Annotated in this window: 26 protein-coding genes; 16 read left to right on the top strand and 10 right to left on the bottom strand. The window is 57.0% G+C overall.

Annotated features, from left to right (window positions below; genetic code table 11):
* The first annotated feature begins 12 nt into the window (after positions 1-12).
* The gene (locus IB237_RS22580) at positions 13-519 is read left to right on the top strand and encodes a GNAT family N-acetyltransferase (protein ID WP_246788216.1); all 507 of its coding nucleotides are present in this window, start codon (positions 13-15) and stop codon (positions 517-519) included.
* 23 nt (positions 520-542) lie between these two features.
* On the opposite strand, the gene IB237_RS22585 is transcribed toward IB237_RS22580, so the two are convergent.
* The 9 genes from IB237_RS22585 to IB237_RS22620 all read right to left on the bottom strand — a co-directional run bounded on the left by IB237_RS22585 (position 543) and on the right by IB237_RS22620 (position 8055).
* Positions 543-1070, bottom strand: a complete 528-nt coding sequence (locus tag IB237_RS22585) for a gamma carbonic anhydrase family protein (protein ID WP_192490986.1) — start codon at positions 1068-1070, stop codon at positions 543-545.
* Positions 1071-1139: 69 nt separating this feature from the next.
* Complete coding sequence (locus tag IB237_RS22590; protein ID WP_192490987.1) at positions 1140-1829, bottom strand: fumarylacetoacetate hydrolase family protein; 690 nt, start codon at positions 1827-1829, stop codon at positions 1140-1142.
* Between the two features lie 56 nt (positions 1830-1885).
* Positions 1886-3100, bottom strand: coding sequence for a gephyrin-like molybdotransferase Glp (glp, locus tag IB237_RS22595; RefSeq protein ID WP_192490988.1), 1215 nt, complete (start codon positions 3098-3100; stop codon positions 1886-1888).
* 2 nt (positions 3101-3102) lie between these two features.
* Positions 3103-3594 (bottom strand): cyclic pyranopterin monophosphate synthase MoaC, encoded by a 492-nt coding sequence (gene moaC / locus IB237_RS22600; RefSeq protein WP_192490989.1) that lies wholly within the window; start codon positions 3592-3594, stop codon positions 3103-3105.
* Positions 3595-3606: 12 nt separating this feature from the next.
* Positions 3607-4422 carry an indole-3-glycerol phosphate synthase TrpC gene (gene trpC, locus IB237_RS22605; protein WP_192490990.1) on the bottom strand — a complete coding sequence of 272 codons (816 nt, stop codon included), beginning with the start codon at positions 4420-4422 and terminating at the stop codon, positions 3607-3609.
* Positions 4423-4451: 29 nt separating this feature from the next.
* A complete protein-coding gene (gene trpD, locus IB237_RS22610) occupies positions 4452-5465 on the bottom strand; it encodes an anthranilate phosphoribosyltransferase (RefSeq protein WP_192490991.1) in 1014 nt (337 codons plus the stop codon).
* Between the two features lie 21 nt (positions 5466-5486).
* Positions 5487-7379: a SurA N-terminal domain-containing protein gene (locus tag IB237_RS22615; protein ID WP_192490992.1), complete on the bottom strand. Its 1893-nt coding sequence runs from the start codon at positions 7377-7379 to the stop codon at positions 5487-5489.
* 318 nt (positions 7380-7697) lie between these two features.
* Complete coding sequence (locus IB237_RS26455) at positions 7698-7832, bottom strand: hypothetical protein (RefSeq protein WP_256435727.1); 135 nt, start codon at positions 7830-7832, stop codon at positions 7698-7700.
* Between the two features lie 43 nt (positions 7833-7875).
* On the bottom strand, positions 7876-8055 hold the full coding sequence (locus IB237_RS22620; protein ID WP_192490993.1) for a hypothetical protein: 180 nt from the start codon (positions 8053-8055) through the stop codon (positions 7876-7878).
* 431 nt (positions 8056-8486) lie between these two features.
* Between IB237_RS22620 and IB237_RS22625 the strand changes: the two genes are divergently transcribed.
* The 6 genes from IB237_RS22625 (at position 8487) to tgt (ending at position 13284) form a co-directional block, all read left to right on the top strand.
* Positions 8487-8876 (top strand): hypothetical protein, encoded by a 390-nt coding sequence (locus tag IB237_RS22625; protein WP_192490994.1) that lies wholly within the window; start codon positions 8487-8489, stop codon positions 8874-8876.
* Between the two features lie 257 nt (positions 8877-9133).
* On the top strand, positions 9134-9634 hold the full coding sequence (gene coaD, locus IB237_RS22630; RefSeq protein ID WP_192490995.1) for a pantetheine-phosphate adenylyltransferase: 501 nt from the start codon (positions 9134-9136) through the stop codon (positions 9632-9634).
* Between the two features lie 33 nt (positions 9635-9667).
* On the top strand, positions 9668-10237 hold the full coding sequence (locus IB237_RS22635) for a peptidylprolyl isomerase (protein ID WP_192490996.1): 570 nt from the start codon (positions 9668-9670) through the stop codon (positions 10235-10237).
* 35 nt (positions 10238-10272) lie between these two features.
* Entirely contained in the window at positions 10273-10782 is a 510-nt protein-coding gene (locus tag IB237_RS22640) for a peptidylprolyl isomerase (protein ID WP_192490997.1), read from the top strand.
* A gap of 253 nt (positions 10783-11035) precedes the next feature.
* Positions 11036-12154: a tRNA preQ1(34) S-adenosylmethionine ribosyltransferase-isomerase QueA gene (queA, locus tag IB237_RS22645; protein WP_192490998.1), complete on the top strand. Its 1119-nt coding sequence runs from the start codon at positions 11036-11038 to the stop codon at positions 12152-12154.
* Positions 12154-13284 carry a tRNA guanosine(34) transglycosylase Tgt gene (gene tgt / locus IB237_RS22650; RefSeq protein ID WP_192490999.1) on the top strand — a complete coding sequence of 377 codons (1131 nt, stop codon included), beginning with the start codon at positions 12154-12156 and terminating at the stop codon, positions 13282-13284. The genes queA and tgt overlap by 1 nt, the downstream gene beginning before the upstream one ends.
* Before the next feature lie 123 nt (positions 13285-13407).
* On the opposite strand, the gene IB237_RS26600 is transcribed toward tgt, so the two are convergent.
* Positions 13408-13698, bottom strand: coding sequence for a hypothetical protein (locus IB237_RS26600; RefSeq protein ID WP_371815386.1), 291 nt, complete (start codon positions 13696-13698; stop codon positions 13408-13410).
* Here IB237_RS26600 and IB237_RS22655 point away from each other — a divergent pair.
* The 9 genes from IB237_RS22655 (at position 13697) to IB237_RS22695 (ending at position 23285) form a co-directional block, all read left to right on the top strand.
* Positions 13697-14542 (top strand): septal ring lytic transglycosylase RlpA family protein, encoded by an 846-nt coding sequence (locus IB237_RS22655; protein WP_371815387.1) that lies wholly within the window; start codon positions 13697-13699, stop codon positions 14540-14542. The genes IB237_RS26600 and IB237_RS22655 overlap by 2 nt on opposite strands.
* Positions 14543-14640: 98 nt before the next feature.
* A complete protein-coding gene (locus IB237_RS22660; RefSeq protein WP_192491001.1) occupies positions 14641-15813 on the top strand; it encodes a D-alanyl-D-alanine carboxypeptidase family protein in 1173 nt (390 codons plus the stop codon).
* A gap of 91 nt (positions 15814-15904) precedes the next feature.
* On the top strand, positions 15905-16576 hold the full coding sequence (tmk, locus tag IB237_RS22665; RefSeq protein ID WP_371815388.1) for a dTMP kinase: 672 nt from the start codon (positions 15905-15907) through the stop codon (positions 16574-16576).
* Positions 16573-17595, top strand: a complete 1023-nt coding sequence (locus IB237_RS22670) for a DNA polymerase III subunit delta' (RefSeq protein ID WP_192491003.1) — start codon at positions 16573-16575, stop codon at positions 17593-17595. Before tmk ends, IB237_RS22670 begins: the two co-directional genes overlap by 4 nt.
* A gap of 130 nt (positions 17596-17725) precedes the next feature.
* Positions 17726-19276, top strand: a complete 1551-nt coding sequence (gene metG, locus IB237_RS22675; protein ID WP_192491004.1) for a methionine--tRNA ligase — start codon at positions 17726-17728, stop codon at positions 19274-19276.
* 10 nt (positions 19277-19286) lie between these two features.
* Entirely contained in the window at positions 19287-20072 is a 786-nt protein-coding gene (locus tag IB237_RS22680) for a TatD family hydrolase (RefSeq protein WP_192491005.1), read from the top strand.
* Positions 20069-20893, top strand: coding sequence for an MBL fold metallo-hydrolase (locus IB237_RS22685; protein ID WP_192491006.1), 825 nt, complete (start codon positions 20069-20071; stop codon positions 20891-20893). Before IB237_RS22680 ends, IB237_RS22685 begins: the two co-directional genes overlap by 4 nt.
* A gap of 21 nt (positions 20894-20914) precedes the next feature.
* The gene (locus IB237_RS22690) at positions 20915-22696 is read left to right on the top strand and encodes a chloride channel protein (RefSeq protein ID WP_371815389.1); all 1782 of its coding nucleotides are present in this window, start codon (positions 20915-20917) and stop codon (positions 22694-22696) included.
* A 151-nt stretch (positions 22697-22847) separates the two neighbouring features.
* On the top strand, positions 22848-23285 hold the full coding sequence (locus tag IB237_RS22695; RefSeq protein ID WP_192491007.1) for a YqaA family protein: 438 nt from the start codon (positions 22848-22850) through the stop codon (positions 23283-23285).
* Positions 23286-23289 lie beyond the last annotated feature (4 nt).

A 23289-nucleotide genomic window follows, 5' to 3' on the forward strand; every position in this document is an offset into this window, starting at 1 on the left:
AGGAGCGATGCATTGACCATACGGATAGCGCGCCCGTCTGACGCTGCCATTCTTGCGGCCATTTCGATCGAAGTTTGGCTGGGTACCTACATCAGGCGCGGTGTGAATGCGTTTTTTGCCGACTATGCGCTGAGTGAATTTACTGCCGCGCGGTTTTTTGCGCTGCTGGAAAATCCGAAAGAACATATATGGGTGTCGGAAAACGAGGACGGCCTGGACGGATTTATCCGGGTCAGCGAAGGGCAGGTGGCACCGATCGCCGACTGCTCAACAACCGAGATATCAACCCTCTATGTGCAGCCGCGTCACCACGGCAAGGGTATCGGATTTCAGCTGCTGAAACTGGGGCTGGCGTTTGCGCGCCAGTCCGGCAGCACTTCTGTATGGCTGACGACAAACTCTGAAAATGCCCCGGCAATCGGCTTTTACCTGAGACAGGGGTTTGAAAAGGTCGGAACCACGGATTTCCGTATTCAGGATCAGGCCTATAGGAACGACGTGTTCAAGCGCGTCCTTTGATGGCTGTGGTGGCCTGACAACGTTCAAATCTCGTGCAGGTCTTTTGCGAACCGCTTCCAGTTGCCGATATATTTCTGTGCCGACAGTTTCAGCCCGGCAACGGCATCATCGTCCAGTGTGCGTATGACGCGGGCAGGTGAACCGACAATCAGCGAATTGTCAGGAAATTCCTTGCCTTCGGTGATCAGCGCATTGGCGCCGACAAGGCAGTTCTTGCCGATCTTTGCACCGTTGAGAATAGTCGCCCCCATGCCGACCAGCGAGTTGTCGCCAATGGTACAGCCATGCACGATGGCGTGGTGGCCGATGGTACAGCCTTCACCGATGGTGGCAGGAAAACCGGGGTCGCTATGGACCATCACGCCTTCCTGGATGTTGGTTTCGGCACCGACGGTAATCGGTTCGTTATCACCACGCAGCGTGGCGCCAAACCAAATGCCAACATCGTCGCCCAGCGTTACCAAGCCAATGACATTGGCATCCGGCGCTACCCAGTAACGGTCAGCGTCCGGCAGCGTTGGTGTGTTGTCGCCAAGGCGGTAAATCGGCATGATGTTTCTCCTCCCACATATCTCCCGAAACATGACACGGTTTCGGGAGTAGGCTGTTTTCGTGACGGATCAGGCGACCTTGACGGTCAGTGTGCCGATGCCATCAACACCACATTCCATCACGTCACCGGCAACGACTGCGCCAACCCCGGCCGGTGTTCCGGTCATGATGACATCGCCGGGCGCAAGCACAAACAGCTTGGATAGTTCGGCAATGATTTCAGGCACTTTCCAGATCATCTGGTTGAGATCACCAGACTGGCGGCGTGTGCCGTTGACATCAAGCCAGATCGCGCCCTGATCGAGGTGGCCGGCGTCAGTTGCCGCAACCAGTGCCGAGATCGGTGCAGAGGCTTCAAAGGCCTTGGCTGCTTCCCATGGGCGCGACATCTTCTTGGCAACGTCCTGCACGTCACGGCGCGTCATGTCGATACCGACAGCGTAACCCCACACGCAGTCCAGCGCGTCTTCAACGGCAATGTTTGCGCCGCCCTTTTTCAGCGCAACGACAAATTCTACTTCGTAATGCACGTTTGATGACAGTGACGGATAGGGAAAGTCCTGGCCTGCGGGCAGCAGGTTATCGGCATTTTTCTGGAAAAAGAACGGCGGCTCACGTGACGGATCATGGCCCATTTCAATGGCGTGGTCGGCGTAGTTGCGGCCAACGCAATAAACGCGGCGCACCGGGAACACGCTGGCCGTTCCAGCAACAGGCAAGGTAACCGGCTTGGGTGCGGGGATAACAGTTTCAGCCATGGAAATGTCCTTCCGAAAGGAGTGACCCGAAGGGTGGGCCAAAAGGGACGGGGTATTTAGATGCGAAGCAGAATAATCGGGCAGGGGTCTCCGGCCTTCAAGGGCGGGGCATTGGGCGGGCGCACAATCAGGGCGTGGGAATTGGCCAGCGTCTTCATCATCGATGAATCCTGCTTGTCGAAACTTTTTGCCACCAGCGTACCATCATCACAGATGGTCAGAGTGGCGCGCACGTAGTCCTGCCTGTGGTCATTGGCCTTAAGGTCGGTTTCGGTTACGGCCTGAACCTCGCGACGGCGCAAAGGCGTGCGCGCCAATTTATGAACCAGCGGCTCCAGAAACAGCAGGCTGCATACCAGGCTGGCAACCGGGTTTCCGGGGAGGCCAAGCACCTGCATGGTGTCGATGGCGCCGACCATCAGCGGTTTGCCGGGGCGCATGGCAATGCGCCAGAAATCCAGCTCCATGCCCTTGGCCTTGAGGCTGGCCTGCACCAGATCATGGTCACCGACCGATGCACCGCCCAGTGTCACCAGCACGTCGGCCTTGGCGGTTATGGCGCGCTCGATGGCTTTGCCGATCAATTCCTTGTCGTCGCTGATAATGCCGAGATCCAGCACCTCTGCACCGGCATTGCGGGCAATAGCCGCCACACCAAAGGTGTTGGAGGCAATGATCTGGTCGCTCTTTGGCACGCTGCCAGGCTGCACCAATTCGTCGCCAGTGGCAAGAAGGGCAACCAGCGGCTTGCGATAAACACGCAGTTCCGCATGGTTCATGCCAGCGGCAACCGTCACATCGGCAAAGGACAGCAGCCGGTCTTTTTGAAGAACCACTTCGCCTTCCATGAAGTCCTGCCCCTTGGGGCGGATATGGCGATCCCTGACCACTTCGAACGTGCTGCGGATCTGATTGTGATCCAGCAGGTCGGCATCTTCCTGAATGAGAATGGTGTCGGCGCCTTCAGGCACCGGTGCGCCGGTGAAGATCCGCACCGCCTCACCCTTGCCTACCGTGCCGTCAAAGGCGTGACCAGCCGACGCCGTGCCGATGACGGTCAGGACCGAACCGAGTTGAGGCGCGTCTTCGGCCCGCAGCGCATAACCATCCATGGCGGAGGAATTGAACGGAGGCTGGGTCAGCCGGGCAGTGACATCTTCACCGAGAATACGTCCATCAGCAGAGGCCAGCAGCACCGATTCCGTTTCAAGGACAGGCTTTGCGCGCGACAGCAATCGGTCCAAAGCGTCTTCTACTGGCAGCAATGACACGTCTAGTTCTCCTGACGTTTATAGTCCCCGGATTTTCCGCCGGTCTTTTCAGACACGACAATGCCGCCAATTTCCATGGCCTTATCAACCGCCTTGGCCATGTCGTAAATGGTAAGGCAAGTCACTGACACGGCGGTCAGCGCCTCCATTTCAACGCCGGTCTTGCCGGTCAGTTTTACGGTGGCGCGCACGCGCAGGCCTGGCAGGTCATCGTCTTCGGTAATGTCGACGGAAACCTTGCTCAGCATCAGCGGATGACACAGGGGAATGAGATTGGACGTCTGTTTGGCGGCCATGATGCCGGCAATGCGGGCGGTGCCAATGACATCGCCCTTCTTGGAATCACCCTCGCGGATGATGCGCAGGGTCTCCGGCTGCATGCGCACATAACCCTCGGCGCTGGCAACACGAACGGTTTCGTTCTTGTCACCGACATCAACCATATGCGCCTCGCCGGAAGCGCTGATATGGGAGAGTTTGTCACCTGCGTTCACGAGGGATACCCCTTATTCTGCGGCCTGTATATTTGCCTGTCCGGTCAGCAATGTGTGGGTTGCTGCGGTCACGTCGTCCTTGCGCATCAGGCTTTCGCCGACGAGGAAGGTGCTGATGCCGACCTTTTGCAGGCGCAGGCAATCCTCATGGGTGAAGATGCCGCTTTCACCGACCAGCAGACGGTCGGAAGGCACCATGCCGGCCAGCTTTTCACTTGTTTCAAGTGTCACTTCGAAGGTGCGCAGGTTGCGGTTGTTGATGCCAACCAGCGGAGAGGCCAGTTTCAACGCGCGCTCCATTTCTTCGGCGTCGTGCACTTCCACCAGAACATCCATGCCAAGGCCAAAGGCCTCGTCTTCAAGGCGCTTTGCCTCATCATCGGACAGCGATGCCATGATCAGCAGAATGCAATCGGCACCCCAGGCGCGGGCTTCGTGCACCTGATAGGTTTCGAACATGAAATCCTTGCGCAGGGCCGGCAGGCCGCAGGCTTCGCGTGCTGCTGTCAGAAACTCCGGTGCACCCTGAAAACTTGGTGTGTCGGTAAGCACGGAAAGACAGGCAGCATCACCGGCTTCATAGGCGCGGGCCAGTGCCGGCGGATCAAAATCCGGGCGGATCAGACCCTTGGACGGGCTTGCCTTCTTGATCTCGGCAATCAGGCCGAACTTGCCGTCGGCCTGTTTCTGCTGCAATGCCTTATAGAACCCGCGCGGTGCGCTCTGGTCCTTAGCCATGGCCTGCAGATCGGCCAGAGAGACTTTTGCCTTGGCCGCAGCGATTTCTTCACGCTTGTACAGCTCGATCTTTTTCAGAATGTCGCTCATGGCTTGTCTCTGGCCTTCGTGGGCAAATATTACGCTTCGTTCGATACCGCGACCAGCCGCTCAAGCGCCAGTGTCGCATTACCATCGTCAAGGGAGGCAGAGGCAAGGCGCATACCGTCGGCAATGGTGCCGGCCTTGCCAGAAATGACCAGTGCTGCAGCGGCATTGCACAGCGCGATATCGCGGTAGGCATTGCGTTTGCCCGACAGAACATCGCGCAGGGCTGCGGCGTTGACGAGGCCGTCTCCGCCCTTCAAATCGTCCATTTGTGCAACCGGCACACCAAAATCTTTGGGCGTCAGTTCGAAGGTTCTGATCTTGCCATCTTCAAGGGCGGCAACATGGGTTGTGCCCGTGGTGGTGATTTCGTCCATGCCGTCGCCGTAGACGACCCAGATATGTTCGGAGCCGAGATCGCGCAGCACTTCAGCCAGCGGCACCACCCACTTGTGCGCAAAGACGCCAAGCAGCTGCTTTTTCACGCCAGCCGGATTGGACAGCGGGCCGAGCAGGTTGAAAATCGTACGTGTGCCAAGCTCGACGCGTGATGGGCCAACATGGCGCATCGAACTGTGGTGCATCTGGGCAAACATGAAACCGATATTGGCATTGGCAATGCAGTTTTCGATCTGCTGCGGGCCGTTATCCAGCTTGACGCCGAGATTGGACAACGCATCGGCTGTGCCGGACTTGGAGCTGAGTGCGCGGTTGCCATGTTTGGCAACGGTCACGCCTGCACCGGCAACGATCAGCGCTGCCAGGGTGGAGATGTTATAGGTACCGATGCCATCGCCACCGGTGCCAACAATATCAACGGCCGTTTCAGGCGCTCTGACGGTGAGCATTCTGGAGCGCATCGATGACACGGCGCCGACGATTTCATCAACCGTTTCGCCGCGCACCCGAAGCGCCATCAGGAAACCGCCTATCTGGGAAGGGGTGGCTTCACCGGACATCAGAATATCGAATGCGCTTCGAGACTCTTCCTTTGTCAGGCTTTCGCCGTTTGCCACCTTTGCGATAAGCGGTTTCAACTCAGCCATTTCAAAATGCTCCCTCCGGGATCAAAAACCAACCATTGCCTGATCGGCTGCGGCCTGGTTGATCGTCACACCATAATCGGACTGCAGACGGTTGACCATCTGATCCAGGATATCGTCGCCAGCGGCCTGCGCCATGGCAGTCAGCTGCTGGTCGTCATTGTTGAGTGCGTCGGGCAGGGCGTCTGCATCAACGGCTGTAACCTGCAACAGAATGCGGGATTCTCCATCGGCACCCGGTGTGCTGGCAGTGGCGCCAACCGGGCCGGAGAAGGCTGCAGTCACAGCCTGGGCACCAAGAACGGCGTCTTCGCTGTTGCGCTTCAGGCCAGTCTTGTTTTCGACGACAATACCGAGATCGTCGGCAATGGCTGCCAGTGTCTCACCCTTTTCAAGGCGGGCTTTCAGCTCGTCTGCCCTGGTGGCCAGTGCTGCCTTCTGCTGTTCGGCAGTCCAGTCAGCCTGTGCGTCTTCACGAACTTCAGCCAATGTGCGGTCACGCTCAGGGATGATCTGCTCAACGTCGAACCAGACATACCCTTCACGGCCAAGGTTGATTGGCAGTGATTCTGCGCCAGGCTCGGTCTTGAACACTTCGGTCACCAGCGAAGGTGCCGGCAGGTCCTTGACAGCATCACCCTTGTCGTCAAGACCTGTTGTGTCGACGGCAGCAACGGTAACTGCCTTGAGGTTCAGCTGGTTTGCAGCGTCGGCCAGCGAGGAACCGGAAGCGCGCAGGTCTTCATAACGGTCATGAACGCTGTTGATCTGGTCTACGGCTGCGGCCGTTGCCAGTTCGGTTCTGATCTGCTCGCGGGATTCGTCGAGTGTCTTGACGGTTTCAGGCTTGATGCCGGATACGCGCAGGATAACAGGGCCGAATGCGCCGCTGAGTGCACCGGTGGCGCCGCCGTCCTTCTGGACAGCAAAAGCGTCGGCAGCAATCGACTGGTCAGGCATGGTGTCCTTCGTGAACTCGCCGAGCATCACGTCGTTTGGTGTCTTGCCCTGATCCTTTACGACCTGATCGAAGGTGGTGGTGCCTTCGCGCAGCTGCGTTGCAGCGGCATCTGCCATTTCGCGATTCGGGAACACGACCTGTTCGATGGTGCGGCGGCCGGCGGTGCGGAAGCTGTCCTTATGGCCGTTATAGTACTCATCGATCTGCGCTTCGGTAACAGCGGATGCATCGGCGATATCCGACGGTTCCAGCTTGACGTAGGAGAACTTGCGGTATTCCGGCGCGCGGTAACGGTTCTTCACACCTTCAAACCATGCAGCCAATACATCGTCAGCCGGTGCCTTGACCGGGTCGATATTGGCGTTGGACAGAATGATGTAATCGATCGAGCGACGTTCATTGCGGTACTGCTTGAGCGCATCGACCAGCACTTTTGGTGGGGTAAAGCCATCAGATACGGCGTCGACGATCTGGCTGCGAACAGCGACCTTGCTTCTTTCCTGGATGTAATCGTCTTCGCGCAGACCGGAGTTGCGCAGACGCTCACTGAACAGGTTACGGTCAAACTGGCCGTTTACCGAGCGGAATGCCGGGTCTTCGGCGATCAGCGAGGCCAAACGATCTTCAGACAGACCCAGGTTCATGTCTTCGGAAAGCTGGTCGAGGGCTGCACCGGCTGCAAGCTGGCTAAACACCTGGCGATCAATACCGAAGGCCTTGGCCTGTTCGGTCGTCAACCGCGTGCCAAACTGGCGGCTCAGATCCGAGATCTGGCGCTGGTAGGCAAGGCGGAAATCATTTGGCGAAACCGTCTGATCGCCAACCGTCACCACCGAGTTCGAGGCTGATGTAACCAGCGAGGCCGAAACACCCCACACACCGAAGGAAACCACAAGAAGCAAAAGCAGCAGTTTTGCGGCCATCGTTTTGGAAGCATTTCGCAGGGAATCGAGCATCGTCAGGCAAACCTCGTCTTTTCACTCTGGCATAGCCACGAGTTGATTGTTGCGGGTTCCTTAGAACAATCCTTGAGGAATTTGAAGGCTAAATGCGCGAGAGAATAATGTGAATGAATTCACAATGATCTTATCTTGATGCTGAACGTTGATTTCGCATGTATCAAAGCGGCTTTGGCCATGCTGGCAAGCGCTATTCACCGGGCAATGAAAAGCCGCCCGTCGCGGTTGGGCGAGGGCGGCGAAAACTTTGCCGTGAGGCCAATTATATCAGCCTATGTTTCATCGTCTAAGCGATCAGATTCGCGTCGATCAAACTTAAAATGGCTTGTTGCGCTCCAGAACGGCGCGAACCTCTTCATGTTCACGCTTCAGTTCTGTCAGGGCGGTAATAAACGAGGCCATGAACATCAAACTTATCAATGCTGCAAGTGCTGTAAGGATAACGAACATAGCCGGGTACTCCACAAAGGCTTGGCGATGTTCCTCGCCTACCTCAGTAGTAGTTCATATATTGATAACGGGAGGAAACCTGCGGGAATTCAGGACCCTGTTTTTCGATTTGTTGTTCATAAAGGGTAAATGTGGTGGCCAACATGGTAAACACCAGAACCATCCAGGCTGTGCTGATCGCACCAATCTTGGTCGAAGTTGACTGTTTTCCCTTGATAAACATATGTTTATTCCTTCCTCGAGTGGGTCATTTTGCCCATCATTGTCGCGTTGTTCGCGCCATCATAAAAATCGATTAGCATCCCGCCTCTGAAGCTTCCTTGAATGGTCCGTTCATCTGGCGTTCATCTTTCTCGGAGGCCTGCCTTAAAATCGTTCACCGTAGAGCGCGTATTCAACGGCAAACGAAACGGCAATGGCACCCAAAACCAACACGATAATCACGTTACGTAATCCCTTTACCCCTGATGTCTTTCGACAACGTCTAGCCCGAAGACAGGTCTAGAGGAGCAGCGCTGAAACGGCCCTGAATGATGCATTCATGTGCCGTTCAGCATGGGGTGCTGACAGGTAAGACGTGTAATTGTCATGTGGTCACTGCAACAAGTTCCAGAACTGGTTTTAGTTCCAAAGCTTTTGCATTAAGGATTGGGAATGATTGACGCGGTCGGCGGAAACGACATCAAAACGTTGCCAAAAGTCTTTGCCTCATGGGCTGATGTTGAATCGGCGGTTCATGAGCTCGTGGCCGCCAAGTCCGACATTCAACGAGACACATTTGAAAATACACGTGTGCTGATCCGTTTTGCCTCTGATCGATATCCTGTGCCCGATAAGGTCTGTCTTGGGTATTGGCCTAACATTCGTCTTTGCTGGAGTTCGACCGAATCTACCTGCGAGATCGAGGTGAATGAAAACCAATATGAGTTTTATCGCTTTTCCGACGCGGCGTCCCAGATCACGCATGTTGATGTGACGCGCGACGATGTCCTCGATGAGGTGCGTGCGCTTCTGGATGGCGCATTGTTGCAGGTTGGTGGGTAGAGTGGCGTCTGGATCCATGTTGGCCGGCCTTCAGCAGGTGTCTGAAAACGGCAACGGGCTATCCTCAGATGTCTGTAGGACATAGAAATTTTGTCTGCTTTGTCGGGTAAGTGCGGCGTCACAGGTTGCGGCTTTGTGCGGGATGCCCCAAATATGGCGTCGCAACCGCGTGTATGGTTGCAAGAAACGGCAAAACTCTTGCGATGCGCTGCTGTCCATGACAAAAGGCGGCGACATCGTACTGGCTTGAGAGCGAAATGACGGTTGCTTTTTACCCTGGGTCTTTTGACCCGATGACCAATGGACATCTGGATGTACTCGTCCAGTCGCTGAATATTGCATCCAGCGTCATCGTGGCCGTTGGCATCCATCCCGGCAAAACACCGCTTTTTTCGTTCGATGAACGGGCAGGGCTGATCAAGGATTCGCTTGTTCAGGCGCTGCCTGATGCCGCACACCGTATTTCAGTCGTCTCCTTTGATAATCTGGTGGTGGATGCCGCCCGCAAGCACGGCGCCAGCATTTTGCTGCGCGGTCTGCGCGATGGTACCGACCTTGATTATGAAATGCAGATGGCTGGCATGAACAGGCAGATGGCTCCGGATATACAGACCGTGTTCATTCCGGCCGGAAGCGCATCACGACCCATTACCGCCACATTGGTTCGCCAGATCGCTGCCATGGGAGGCAATGTTTCTGCCTTTGTACCGACCGCAGTGCTTGATGCGCTGAGTGGTAAATTCAAACGCCAGAGTTGACCTGGTTCACATTAATGAATTCCGGAGCTTGATATGAAATTGCTTCACCTTGCCCTTGCTGGCGCACTCTTTCTTGGCGCGGCCATCACCAACGCGGTGGCTGCCGACGACGACTTCCTGACCATTCAGCTGAAGGATGGTCCGGTGGTTATCCAGCTTATGCCGGAAGTTGCACCAAAGCACGTTGCGCAGATCAAGGAACTGGCCAAGGCCGGTGAATATGACAATGTTGCATTTCACCGTGTGATCGACGGTTTCATGGCGCAGACTGGCGACGTGGAATTTGGCGATATGGAAAACGGCTTTAACGCCCGTCGCGCAGGCACAGGCGGTTCCAAGCTGCCGGATATTCCTGCAGAATTTTCAAAGACACCGTTTGAGCGTGGCACGGTTGGCATGGCCCGTTCGCAAAACCCGAACTCCGCCAACTCGCAGTTCTTCATCATGTTCGATCAGGGCTCGTTCCTGAACGGCCAGTACACCGTGGTTGGCAAGGTCGTTTCCGGCATGGAAGCGGTTGACAAGATCAAGCGCGGCGAAGGCGGTAACGGCGAAGTTTCCGACCCGGACAGAATGATTAAAGTCACTGTCGGCAAAAACTGAAACAGGGCTAGAAAGCCCGATTGAAGGAGATAAAAATGGCCGAGATCAAAGATCCGCAGAACACCCTGATCATGGAAACCACCAAGGGTAAGGTTGTTATCCAGCTTCTTCCCGAAGTTGCCCCTGGTCACGTTGCGCGCATCAAGGAACTGACTGCGGAAAAGGCCTATGACGGCGTTGTTTTCCACCGCGTTATCGAAGACTTCATGGCGCAGACCGGCGACGTGCAGTTCGGCAAGCAGGGTTCTGAAAACTTCAACCCGGCCCGCGCTGGCATGGGCGGTTCCGACAAGCCGGACCTGAAGGCCGAGTTTTCGGCAACCTCGCACATTCGCGGCACCTGCTCGATGGCCCGTTCGCAGAACCCGAACTCCGCCAACTCGCAGTTCTTCATCTGCTTCACCGACGCTCCCTGGCTGAACAAGCAGTACACGGTCTGGGGCCAGGTTATTGAAGGCATGGAAGTTGTCGACAAGATCAAGCGCGGCGAACCTGTTCGCGATCCTGATTCCATCGTTTCGATCCGTCTGGCTTCCGAAGCCTGATTTGCGATTTTAACAGCAGAACCCGCTTCGCAGACATGCGGAGCGGGTTTTGGTCGACTGACACAGGCATCAAGCCTCTCTGTCGTCATCCTCGGGCTTGACCCGAGGATCCAACCACTTCTGATGTTGTGGTTCATTAGATCCTCGGGTCAAGCCCGAGGATGACGGCGAGAATGACTGGCCCTGTCATCGTATTCACCCGCCCCACACCAGATTGCGGGGCGGGTTTTGATATTTTTTTGAGAGTCTTGAAATGCGTGTAGACCTGTTCGATTTCGACCTGCCAGACGAAAATATTGCGCTGCGCCCGGCCAATCCGCGCCATAGCGCACGCCTGCTGGTGGTTGATCCGAACACTGGGGCCTTGGCGACAGAATTGTCTGACCACAGCGTCATTGACCTGCCAACGTTTCTGAAGCCGGGTGATGCGCTGGTGTTTAACGACACGCGCGTTATTCCAGCCCAGCTTGAAGGTGTACGCCTGCGCGAAGGTGCGCCGGAAACGCCTGTTTCTGCGACGCTACACATGCGGGTTGGTGCCTCGCGCTGGAAAGCCTTTGCCAAACCCGGCAAACGAATCAAGGCCGGAGACCGCATCCGTTTCGGTACGGGTGCCAGTGGTGGGCATAGTGGTGGGCATGGTGAGGCCTGCCTGATTGGCACGCTGGATGCGACCGTCGAGGAAAAGGGCGAGGAGGGTGAAATCACCCTGCTGTTCGATTTTTCCGGTCCGGCTCTCGATGAGGCGATTGCGTCAGTCGGCCATATTCCATTGCCGCCCTATATTGCGGCCAAGCGTCCTGAAGATGAGCAGGACCAGACCGATTACCAGACCATTTATGCGCGTGAAAAAGGTGCGGTTGCCGCCCCGACCGCCGGTCTGCATTTTACGCCAGAGCTGTTTGAGGCGCTGGACAAGGCCGGTATCGAGCGCCACTTCGTGACGCTGCATGTCGGCGCCGGCACCTTTCTGCCCGTCAAGGCCGACGATACCAATGACCACCGCATGCACCATGAGGTTGGTTATGTCTCTGAGGAAACGGCTGCCAAGCTTAATGCGGTGAAGGCACGGGGCGGGCGCATCATTTGCGTTGGCACGACGTCGCTTCGCCTGATTGAAAGTGCAGCCGACGGCAGTGGCGCCATTCAGCCATGGTCCGGTTCCACCGATATTTTCATCACGCCCGGTTACCGCTTCAAGGCGGTTGATGTGCTGATGACAAACTTCCATTTGCCGCGGTCCACACTGTTCATGCTGGTCTCAGCATTCAGTGGCCTGGAAACGATGAGCCGTGCCTACACGCACGCCATTTCAACCGGCTACCGTTTCTATTCCTACGGCGATTCCAGCCTGCTTTTTCGGAAAAACTGATGCACGACAAATTTACGTTCACCCTCAAGGCCACCAGCGCTGGCGCCCGTCTTGGCGAAGTGGCCATGCCACGCGGCGTTATTCGCACGCCAGCCTTCATGCCCGTCGGTACTGTCGGTACCGTCAAGGCCATGTATCTCGATCAGGTCCGTGATCTCGGCGCCGACATCATTCTTGGCAACACCTATCACCTGATGCTGCGTCCGGGCCCGGAGCGCGTTGCGCGCCTTGGCGGTCTGCATGAGCTGATCCGCTGGAAACACCCGATCCTGACCGACAGTGGCGGTTTTCAGGTGATGTCGCTGTCTGGCCTGCGCAAGCTGGACGAGCAGGGCGTGACCTTCAAGAGCCATATCGATGGCAGCTTGCACCACATGTCGCCGGAACGGTCGATCGAAATTCAGGGTCTTCTGGGTTCCGATATCCAGATGCAGCTGGATGAATGCGTGGCGCTGCCTGCCGAGCGGCGTGAAATCGAGCGCGCCATGGAAATGTCGCTGCGCTGGGCAGAACGTTGCCGCGTGGCGTTTGGCGAACAACCAGGCAAGGCGATGTTCGGTATCGTGCAGGGCGGTGATGTTCCTGAACTGCGTATCCGTTCGGCCGAAGGCCTGAAGCAGCTTGACCTCAAGGGTTATGCGGTTGGCGGTCTGGCCGTGGGTGAGCCGCAGGAAGTGATGCTGCGCATGCTCGACACCACCTTGCCGGTACTGCCAAGCGAAAAGCCACGTTACCTGATGGGCGTTGGTACACCTGACGATATCCTCAAGTCTGTGGCACGCGGTATCGACATGTTCGACTGCGTGATGCCGACCCGTTCGGGCCGTCATGGTCTGGCCTTTACCCGCCGTGGCCGCGTCAATATTCGCAACGCCCGCCATGCCGAAGACATGCGCCCGCTGGACGAACAGTCCAACTGCCCGGCGTCGCGTGATTATTCGCGCGCTTACCTGCATCACCTTGCCCGTTCCAACGAGGCACTGGGCGGCATGCTGTTGTCCTGGCACAACCTTGCCTACTATCAGGAACTGATGCAGGGCATCCGCAAGTCCATCGAAGAGGGGCGTTTTGAGGACTTTTATGCGGAAACGCAGGAGATGTGGGCCAAGGGTGATATTGACCCGATCTGACGTAACGGCAGGCCGTTCAACCGGCCTGCGTTAACCGGTTGCTAACCATAACCAATACAATTTTACCGAAAAAGGCATCAGGACTCGCATTTTCGCCATGTTGTCCACAAGATTAAGCATCTGTTAGACGCTTGGTGGCAGGTCAATACCATCAAGCATCGCGGCCAGTGTGGAAGCTGGCCAGACAGCAGGATGGGGCGTAGTTTTGACTTTTGACGGCAATAAATTCGGATTGAGCGCAAGATTTTTCGCGGTCGCAGCTTTGTGTGTGGCGACGGCATCCTGTTCAACAACATCCGAGCCTAAGAAGAAAACACGGAGCAAGGAATACTTCTCCGAATCCGAATATGGCGTGAAGGCAAGTCCTCGCGTGGCCACGGGCAAAAACATCCCCAAAGGGGGTGGGCGCTTCATGGTCGGTAACGCATATACAGTGAAAGGCCGCCGGTACTTCCCGAAGGAAGATGCCAGCTATGACAAGAGTGGTCTGGCCTCGTGGTATGGCTCTGCCTTCCACGGTCGCCTGACGGCAAATGGCGAAGTTTACGATTCTGATCATCTCTCGGGTGCGCACCCGACATTTCCACTGCCCAGCTATGCCCGCGTTACCAATCTGGAAAACGGCTCCTCGGTCATTGTTCGCGTCAATGACCGAGGGCCATACCACGAAGGCCGCATCATCGACGTATCGAGCAAGACTGCTGAGATGCTCGACATGAAGCGCACCGGCACCGCCAATGTGCGCGTACAATATGTTGGCCGCGCCCGCATGGACGGCCATGACATGCCGTATCTGATGGCATCCTACTCTCCGAAGGGGTCTCGCAGCCCGATTGTGAACCCGGAAGGGCAGATCGCAACCGGTGTGATGGTGGCGTCCGCCTCACGGGATAATATTCCGGTGCCATCCTTCAATCCGTCTTATTCCTCCTCCGCGCAGACGGCCATGGTTGGCAACACGCCAAGCCATACGCTGCAGGCGCCGACACCGTTTGCCAATGCAGCGCCTGCCGCGCAGCCGCAGCAGGGTTATGAGCAGTTTATGGTTCTGCCGGAATTTGGCCCCTTCGTGCAGCAGCGTCCGGATAGCAACTATCTGAGACTGCCATCGGCCAAATATGCCGCTGCCTATTCTGCCGACAATGACACGACCTCCAAGACCGAAGCCGTGTTCCAGCAGGTTTTGACGGGCGATCGTGGCGAGTTGACAGAGCAGTCCATTCTCAGCTTCGTGAAAAAGAAGCAGGCCAGACAGTAAAATCTGTTCACGGGTCATTGATCTGGCGGTACGCTTTAACCGCCAGACAGGGTTCAATGCGTATCATCGCAAAAATGAGACGACGATTCGGGCCTTTCATGCGTAAGACCACACTCCATTCCCTTTGTCTTTTGGCCGTTCTGGTAACAGGTGCGGTTGTTGAGCCTGTGGTGGCGCATGCCCAGACGGCCGCCTTTACGGTCAAGGCAAAACAGGCCTATGTCATTGATGCCGAAACCGGCACGGTGCTTTTGTCGCAAAATGAGGAGGAGGTGTTTCCGCCTGCCTCGCTTTCCAAACTGATGACCGTTGATCTGGTGCTGGATGCGGTGGTGAAGGGCGAACTTAGCCCCACACAGACCTATGCCGTATCGGAATATGCCTGGCGTACCGGTGGCGCGCCATCGCGCACCTCCACGATGTTTGCGGCGTTGAAATCCCAAATCCCCGTCAAGGACCTGCTGACCGGTATCATCGTGCAGAATGCCAATGATGCCTGCATCATTCTGGCAGAAGGCATGAGCGGCTCTGACGCCAATTTTGCAAAACGCATGACCGAGCGCGGGGTTGAGCTGGGGCTGGAACACAGCGCGTTCACCAACTCCACTGGCCTGCCGGACCCTGGCAACAAGACCACGGTCAAGGATATGGTGGTACTGGCGCAGCACCTGCACCAGACCTATCCGGCCTTTTACAGCCTGTTCAGCAAGCCGGATTTCGAGTGGAACAAGATCTACCAGCGCAACAAGAACACGGTTCTAGGCGCTGCACCGGGCATTGATGGGTTGGGGCTTGGTTTCGATCAGGCCAATGGTTTTGCGGTTGTTGCCTCTGCCGAGCGTGACGGCCGCCGCATCTATCTTGGCATGGCCGGCCTGCCCGATGACAAGGTGCGGTTTGATGAAACCCGCCGTGTGGTGGAATGGGGCCTGACGAGTTTTCAGAAACGCACGCTCTACACCAAGGGCGAGACGGTGGGTGCCGTCAGCGTTTATGGTGGTACGCAGTCGTCGATCGATGTTGCGGTGGCAGAGCCGGTCAATATTGTCGTGCCGATCAGCAATCCGGACCGTCTGACTGGCAATATTGTCTACCACTGGCCGCTCAACGCGCCGGTGGAACCCGGTTTTACGGTCGGTACCTTGCAGATTTTTGCCGGTGACAGGTTGCTTCGCGAGGTTCCGTTGGTCACAACCGCGTCTGTGGAAAAGGGTACTCTTTCGCAAAACGCCGGAGATGCGCTTATGGAGCTTCTGTTCTTCTGGTTATAACAACACGGGTGTTGCGACTGGTCGCCCACCGAATATTCAACTATGCTTGAAAATTGATGATTTGCCGATCAAGCAAACGGGAATGCTGAAATTGTCCGATAAACGTGGATTGTTCATAACCTTTGAAGGTGGCGAGGGCGCCGGAAAATCCACGCAGATTCGCATGCTGGCAGAGCAACTGCGTGAGCGCGACCTGGACGTTATCATCACCCGCGAGCCGGGCGGCTCGACCGGTGCAGAAGCCGTGCGCCATGTGTTGTTGTCCGGCGCTGCGGAATCCTTCGGCGTGCGCATGGAGGCAATCCTGTTTGCTGCTGCGCGCAACGACCATGTGGAAGAGGTTATTCGCCCGGCGCTTGAAAAAGGCACGGTCGTTCTTTGCGACCGTTTTCTGGATTCGTCGCGTGTCTACCAGGGCACAACAGGCAATCTTGAACCGGACTTTATCGAGACATTACAGCGTATTGCGGTCAACGGCTTTATGCCCGACGTGACCCTGATTTTCGATATTCCCGCTGCGGCAGGCCTTGCACGTGCACGTAAACGTGCCGACGATGGCGCGGTGCCTGATCGTTTCGAGAAGGAAGAGATCGAGACGCATGAAAAGCGCCGCGAAGCCTATCTGGATATTGCGCTTGCCGATCCGCGTCGTTGCCGGGTGATCAATGCCGACCAGCCGCTGGAACAGGTAGCGGAAGATGTATGGGCGATGGTTGAGCCCTTGCTGAACACACCAGCTGCGCAGAAGCAGGCATCGAAATGAGCGACATTCCCGGCGTTCTCGAAGGTGCCATTCCACCGGCGCAGAACACGAAGCTTTTCGGACATGCCGAGGCTGAACAGTTTCTGGCAACTTCCTACCGCTCTGGCAAAGGCCACCATGCCATTCTGGTCGAGGGACCGGAAGGCATTGGCAAGGCAACGCTTGCCTTCCGGTTTGCCAACCATATTCTGTCCTATCCTGATCCGGCCAGCGCACCTGAGGTGATTGCCGATCCCGTGCCCGACAGTGCCGTCAGCCGTCAGATCATGTCCGGTGCGTCCCATAACCTGCTTCACCTGTCGCGTCCGGTCGATGAAAAGACCGGCCGGGTGAAGTCTGCCATCACCGTCGACGAAGTGCGCCGTGCCGGGCATTTCTTCTCGCAGACCTCGGGCACCGGCAGCTGGCGTATCGTGATCATCGATCCCGCCGACGACCTGAACCGCAACGCTGCCAATGCTATTTTGAAGATACTGGAAGAACCGCCGAAACGGGCGATGTTTCTGGTGCTGTCGCATGCGCCGGGCAAGTTGCTGCCAACCATCCGTTCGCGCTGCCTGCCTTTGAAACTCAACCCGCTTGATGACGGTAACCTGGAACGCTCTTTGGCCAATCTTGGCGTTGGTGTGCCTGATGACAAGAAGACCGAGCTGTTGACGGCGGCGCGTGGCAGCGTTGCGCAAGCGCTGAAGCTGCTCAATTACGGCGGCGCCGACATAATCGAGGCCTTTGGCGCGATCATGAGCAATACTGGCCCTGCGGCCAGAAAATCTATGCACAAGCTGGCCGATGTGCTGTCGCAGAAAGACAGCGACACGGTTTTGAGCTTCTTTATGGATTATGCCAGCGAAGAACTGATTGCTCGCGCCAAGGCAGCAGCGCTGGCCGGTGATCTGCACACGGCCGACTATCACGCCCGGCTGTCATCCTCGATCGGTGAACGCATTACCATTGCGCAGGCCTATAACCTTGACCGCAAGCAGACTGTGCTTTCCATTCTCGAGGAAATGCAGCGCTGACTGTGCGCTGGTTCACGTCATCTCACGTCAGATAAAAAGCCCCGTCGCGTCCAAGTTGGTGTTTCGCTTGTGCGAACAATAGGCTATGAGCGGTTTACCTAGGAAACATAGTGTAAAGCTGATAGCCGTCATGACAGACAAGACACCTTTTTATATCACCACCGCGATTTCTTACCCCAATGGCAAGCCGCACATCGGCCACGCCTATGAGCTGATCGCAACCGATGCCATGGCGCGTTTCCAGCGTCTGGACGGTCGTGATGTGTTCTTTCTGACCGGAACCGACGAGCATGGCCAGAAGATGCAGCAGACCGCCAAGGCAGAGGGCATTACGCCGGAAGCACTGGCGCAGCGCAATTCCGACCAGTTCCGTGACATGGGCAAGCTGCTGAACGCGTCCAATGACGATTTCATCCGCACCACCGAAGAGCGTCACCACGAGACATCGCGCAATATCTGGAACCTGATGGCCGACAATGGCGACATCTACAAGGACAGCTATGCCGGCTGGTATTCGGTGCGTGACGAAGCCTATTACGGCGAAGACGAAACCGAAGTGCGCGCCGATGGCGTACGTTACGGGCCGCAGGGCACGCCGGTGGAGTGGGTGCAAGAAGAAAGCTATTTCTTCAAGCTGTCCGAATACCAGGACAAGCTGCTGAAGCTTTACGAAGAAAACCCAGACTTCATCGGCCCGGCTGAGCGTCGCAATGAAGTGATCTCCTTCGTCAAGTCTGGCCTTCGTGACCTCTCGGTGTCGCGCACCACCTTTGACTGGGGCATCAAGGTGCCGAATGATCCTGCACACGTCATGTATGTGTGGGTGGATGCGCTGACCAACTACATTACCGCCACCGGTTACATCGAAGACAAGGATGGCCCACGCGCCAAGTACTGGCCAGCCGACGTGCATATCATCGGCAAGGACATCATTCGTTTCCACGCCGTTTACTGGCCTGCATTCCTGATGAGCGCCGGTCTGCCGCTGCCAAAGCGCGTCTTTGCCCACGGCTTCCTGCTCAACAAGGGCGAGAAGATGTCGAAGTCGCTCGGCAACGTGGTTGATCCGGTCAATCTGGTGAACCATTTCGGCCTTGATCAGGTGCGGTATTTCTTCCTGCGCGAAGTCTCCTTCGGCCAGGACGGCAGCTACAGCGAAGAAGGCATTGGCATCCGTATCAATGCCGACCTTGCCAATGGCGTTGGCAACCTCGCCAGCCGTTCGCTGTCGATGATTGTCAAGAACTGCGATGGCAAGATCCCGGCACCGGGCGCTTACACCGATGAAGACAAGGCGATGCTGGCTTCTGCCGATGCGCTGCTCGAAATCTGCCGCGACGAAATGGGCAAGCAGATGATCCACAAGGCACTGGCCGCGATCATTGCCGTTGTGTCTGAAACCGACCGTTATTTTGCCGGTCAGGAGCCATGGGCACTGAAGAAGACCGATCCGGAACGTATGGGCACTGTGCTTTACGTAACGGCGGAAGTCGTGCGCCAGATTGCGCTTCTGTTGCAGCCATTCATGCCTGACAGCACAGCAAAGCTGCTGGATCTGGTGGCAGCACCGGCTGACAAACGTGATTTTGCAGCACTGGGTGAGGCGGGACGTCTGGTTCCCGGCACACCGCTTGAGGCACCGACACCCGTTTTCCCGCGTTATGTGGCGCCGGAAGCGTAAGGTATAACAGATGCTGATCGATACCCATTGCCATCTGGATTTTCCGGATTTCGAAGCGGAGCGCGATGACATCATCGCGCGCGCGCATGCGGCCGGCGTCAAGCAGATGGTGACGATTTCAACCCGTGTGCGGCGTTTGCCTGAACTGTTGAAAATCACCGAAAAGTACCCGTCAGTGTTCTGCTCGGTGGGTACCCATCCTAACAATGCAGATGAAGAACTCGACATAACTGCCGAGGAACTCATCAAGATCGCCAATAGCCATGAGAAGATCGTGGCGATTGGCGAGGCGGGTCTGGACTATTTCTACGACACGCAAAAGCCTGAAGACCAGAAGACCGGATTGCTGCGCCACATTGAGGCCGCACGGGTCACCGGCCTGCCGCTGGTCATTCACAGCCGCAGTGCGGATGATGACATGGCAGCCATTTTGAAAGGCGAGAGCGCCAAGGGTGCCTTTCCGTTTATCCTGCATTGTTTCTCGGCCGGGCCCGAACTGGCAAAGACCGGTGCGGAGCTTGGTGGTTATGTGTCGTTCTCCGGTATCCTGACTTTCCCGAAGTCGCAGGACATCAGGGACATTGCCGCAACCGTGCCGCTCGACCGCCTGCTGGTGGAAACCGACGCGCCTTATCTGGCGCCGAAACGCTGGCGCGGCAAACGCAACGAACCGTCCTATGTCATCAACACCGCCGAGGTTCTGGCCGAGGCGCATGACATGAGCTACGCCGAGATGGCGCGCATCACCACCGAAAATGCATTCCGGTGCTTTTCAAAAATGCCGAGGCTGGGATGAGCGTCTATAAAAGACGCTTTACAGTTCTAGGCTGCGCATCGTCCCCCGGTGTGCCGCGCATCAACGGTGACTGGGGCGCCTGCGACCCTGATAATCCGAAAAACCGACGCAGCCGGGCCGCCTTCATGGTGGAGCAGTTTGCGCCTGATGGCGGAAAGACCACTGTCGTTGTCGATACCGGGCCTGATTTTCGCCATCAGATGATCAGCGCCGGTGTCGACCATATCGACGCCGTTATCTACACCCATGCCCATGCCGACCATCTGCACGGCATTGATGACCTGCGGGTGTACTGGGCGCTGCAACGACAGCGTATTCCCATCTATGCCGACCAGGCGACCCTGGACCGCATTCGCGACGGTTTTGCCTATTGCCTGAAGACACCGGTGGGCAGCAATTACCCCGCGATCATCGAGGCCAATATCATTGACCCGAAGGCCGGTACATTCGTGATTACGGGTGAGGGTGGGCCAATCGATTTTACGCCGCATCTGCAACATCATGGCGATATTTTTTCGCTAGGTTTCCGCATGGGTGATGTGGCCTATTGCACTGACGTCAGCCGGTTCCCCACGCAAAGCCTTGCGCATTTGCAGGGGCTCGATGTGCTTGTTATCGATGCGCTTCAATACCAGCCGCACCCCAGCCACCTGTCCTTGTCGCAGGCGCTGGAATGCATCAATACGCTGTTGCCAAAACGTGCAGTGCTGACGCACATGCATACGCCGCTGGATTACGATACCGTGATGCGCGAAACGCCTGATCATGTTGAACCGGCCTACGACCAGATGCGTTTCGAGGTCGAAATCCACGCCCCCTGATACTGCCTGTAAAGGACTACCATGTCGACCAAGCCTTTCCGTGCTCCCAATATGGCAAGCTTTTTCGACAATGTGCGCGCCAGCCGCTTGCGCGCCATGTTCCGGCGTGGCGAACTGGGCTTGGTGGCCTTGGCTGTCATCATCGGCATTGCCGCCGGTCTTCTTGTCTGGCTGATTGGCGCGATGAGCACGGCGTTGCATGTGCTGGTGTTCGGGGTAGAACGGTTAAGCAGCAGCGCTCTTTCGGGCTGGGTTGTTTTTATCGGGCCCATGGCCGGTGGCGCGGTGCTTGGCCTTATCATATTCATTTTGTCGAAAACCCGCAAAAAACCGATGATCGACCCCATTGAGGCCAATGCGCTGCATGGCGGGCGTATTTCCCTGACCGACAGTATTCTGGTGTGCCTGCAAAACATCGTGTCTAACGGTTTTGGTGCCTCTGTCGGTCTTGAGGCCGGTTACACGCAGATTGCCAGTGGTGTGGCCTCAAAGCTTGGCACCAAGCTGAAACTGCGGCGCGGCGACATGCGCATTCTGGTCGGCTGCGGGGCCGCCGGTGCCATTGCCGCCGCCTTCAATGCGCCGCTGACCGGCGCGTTTTACGCCATTGAACTGATTATCGGCACCTATACGATTGTCACGCTGGCACCGTTGATCGTCTCGGCGCTGGTTGCGACCATCGTCATCGGTTTTATTGGTGGCCACGGCCTGACAATTGACCTGTTTGATGCCAGCCGCGTGACGGCACCGGATTATGTGCCGGCCATCATTCTTGGCATTATCTGCGCGGCGATCGGTATCGTGCTCATGCAGGCGGTGTCCTTCATCGAGGAAACGGCGCGCAAAAGCGCTATTCCCACCTGGTTGCGCCCGACACTGGGCGGCGCTGTGGTCGGGGCACTTGCTCTGATTTCACCGCAGGTTCTGTCCAGCGGTCATGGGGCGCTGCATCTCAACATCGATGCCGACCTGCCGATTTACATGCTGGCCGGGCTGTTCCTGCTGAAAGCCGCCGCCAGCGCGATTTCCATCGGCTCCAACTTCCGTGGTGGCCTGTTCTTCGCATCACTGTTCATGGGCGCGCTGCTGGGCAAGATTTTTGCCATTATCGTGCCCTTCATCGGCTACGGCCAGACCGCGCCCATCGTTTACGCCGTTATCGGCATGAGCGCCTTTGCCGCCGCCATTATTGGCGGGCCGCTGACCATGACCTTCCTGGCGCTGGAACTGACAGGAGACTTCCAGATTTCCGTGCTGGTGCTGGCAGCCGTGGTCACCACATCGCTGGTGGTGCGCACCACATTCGGTTATTCCTTCGCCACATGGCGTTTTCACCTGCGCGGTGAAAGCATTCGCAGCGCCCATGATATTGGCTGGATCCGCGACCTGACGGTGGGCCGCATGATGCGCGCCGACATTCGCAAGGCCAATGTCAGCATGGGGCTTTCCGACTTCAAGGAAAAGTTTCCGCTGGGTTCCACGCAGCGCGTGATCATGACCGATGATGACGGCCGTTATGCCGGCATGGTGCTGGTGCCGGAAATCTATGCCGACCCGATGGACCGTGATCCGGAAACCATAAATCTTGGAACCTATCTGCACTACAAGAACGACATTCTGCTGCCGACCATGAATGCACGGCAGGCGGCAGCGGCCTTTGATGCAGCGGAAAGCGAAGCTCTGGTTGTCGTCAATGACAAGATCGAGAACCGGCCGGTTGGCCTGTTGACCGAAAGCCACACACTGCGCCGTTACAGTGAAGAGCTGGAACAGCGCCGCCGTGAAGCATCCGGTGAGCTTTGACCATGATGCCAAACGATCTCGCTATCATCCATCCGCAATCTCATCATGCTCAGGCCATGGGGCAGGGGTGTCACCACGTCTTCCGCCACCACCCTCACTGTCATCGCTCAGAAGTTGATCGCCGCGACCTCCCGACATGGTGCCGCCGCTGATGGGTGATCTTGCTGCCCTCTCGGGCTTGTTTATGGCCGCCTTTGTGGCCGCTACCATTTTGCCCGCCCAATCGGAAGCGGTGCTGGTGGGGCTGATCTATGTCGGCCATTACGCCGTGTGGATATTGGTGGCAGTCGCCAGCGTCGGCAATGTGCTCGGCTCCGTCGTCAACTGGCTGCTGGGGCGCGGGATCGAACGCTTCCGCAACCGGCCATGGTTTCCGGTCAAGCAGACGGCACTGGAGCGCGCGCAGGGCTGGTATCAGCGTTACGGCAAATGGTCACTGCTGCTCAGCTGGGCACCCATTATCGGCGACCCGCTGACCGTGGTCGCCGGCGTGATGCGCGAACCTTTCCCGGTGTTTCTTTTGCTCGTCATCATCGCCAAGGTCGGCCGCTATGTGGTGCTGGCAAGTGCGACGTTGAGTATAATGTGAGTGT

The sequence above is a fragment of the Agrobacterium sp. AGB01 genome (assembly GCF_014851585.1).
Lineage (GTDB): Bacteria > Pseudomonadota > Alphaproteobacteria > Rhizobiales > Rhizobiaceae > Agrobacterium.

What these genes read in the sequence shown, in the direction of transcription:
- IB237_RS22585 (WP_192490986.1), bottom strand. Translation starts at nt 1,070, where the DNA reads ATGCCGATTTACCGCCTTGGCGACAACACACCAACGCTGCCGGACGCT.
- IB237_RS22590 (WP_192490987.1), bottom strand. Translation starts at nt 1,829, where the DNA reads ATGGCTGAAACTGTTATCCCCGCACCCAAGCCGGTTACCTTGCCTGTT.
- trpC (WP_192490990.1), bottom strand. Translation starts at nt 4,422, where the DNA reads ATGAGCGACATTCTGAAAAAGATCGAGCTGTACAAGCGTGAAGAAATC.
- trpD (WP_192490991.1), bottom strand. Translation starts at nt 5,465, where the DNA reads ATGGCTGAGTTGAAACCGCTTATCGCAAAGGTGGCAAACGGCGAAAGC.
- IB237_RS22615 (WP_192490992.1), bottom strand. Translation starts at nt 7,379, where the DNA reads ATGCTCGATTCCCTGCGAAATGCTTCCAAAACGATGGCCGCAAAACTG.
- IB237_RS26455 (WP_256435727.1), bottom strand. Translation starts at nt 7,832, where the DNA reads ATGTTCGTTATCCTTACAGCACTTGCAGCATTGATAAGTTTGATGTTC.
- IB237_RS22620 (WP_192490993.1), bottom strand. Translation starts at nt 8,055, where the DNA reads ATGTTTATCAAGGGAAAACAGTCAACTTCGACCAAGATTGGTGCGATC.
- IB237_RS22625 (WP_192490994.1), top strand. Translation starts at nt 8,487, where the DNA reads ATGATTGACGCGGTCGGCGGAAACGACATCAAAACGTTGCCAAAAGTC.
- coaD (WP_192490995.1), top strand. Translation starts at nt 9,134, where the DNA reads ATGACGGTTGCTTTTTACCCTGGGTCTTTTGACCCGATGACCAATGGA.
- IB237_RS22635 (WP_192490996.1), top strand. Translation starts at nt 9,668, where the DNA reads ATGAAATTGCTTCACCTTGCCCTTGCTGGCGCACTCTTTCTTGGCGCG.
- IB237_RS22640 (WP_192490997.1), top strand. Translation starts at nt 10,273, where the DNA reads ATGGCCGAGATCAAAGATCCGCAGAACACCCTGATCATGGAAACCACC.
- queA (WP_192490998.1), top strand. Translation starts at nt 11,036, where the DNA reads ATGCGTGTAGACCTGTTCGATTTCGACCTGCCAGACGAAAATATTGCG.
- tgt (WP_192490999.1), top strand. Translation starts at nt 12,154, where the DNA reads ATGCACGACAAATTTACGTTCACCCTCAAGGCCACCAGCGCTGGCGCC.
- IB237_RS22655 (WP_371815387.1), top strand. Translation starts at nt 13,697, where the DNA reads ATGGTCGGTAACGCATATACAGTGAAAGGCCGCCGGTACTTCCCGAAG.
- IB237_RS26600 (WP_371815386.1), bottom strand. Translation starts at nt 13,698, where the DNA reads ATGAAGCGCCCACCCCCTTTGGGGATGTTTTTGCCCGTGGCCACGCGA.
- IB237_RS22660 (WP_192491001.1), top strand. Translation starts at nt 14,641, where the DNA reads ATGCGTAAGACCACACTCCATTCCCTTTGTCTTTTGGCCGTTCTGGTA.
- IB237_RS22670 (WP_192491003.1), top strand. Translation starts at nt 16,573, where the DNA reads ATGAGCGACATTCCCGGCGTTCTCGAAGGTGCCATTCCACCGGCGCAG.
- metG (WP_192491004.1), top strand. Translation starts at nt 17,726, where the DNA reads ATGACAGACAAGACACCTTTTTATATCACCACCGCGATTTCTTACCCC.
- IB237_RS22680 (WP_192491005.1), top strand. Translation starts at nt 19,287, where the DNA reads ATGCTGATCGATACCCATTGCCATCTGGATTTTCCGGATTTCGAAGCG.
- IB237_RS22685 (WP_192491006.1), top strand. Translation starts at nt 20,069, where the DNA reads ATGAGCGTCTATAAAAGACGCTTTACAGTTCTAGGCTGCGCATCGTCC.
- IB237_RS22690 (WP_371815389.1), top strand. Translation starts at nt 20,915, where the DNA reads ATGTCGACCAAGCCTTTCCGTGCTCCCAATATGGCAAGCTTTTTCGAC.
- IB237_RS22695 (WP_192491007.1), top strand. Translation starts at nt 22,848, where the DNA reads ATGGGTGATCTTGCTGCCCTCTCGGGCTTGTTTATGGCCGCCTTTGTG.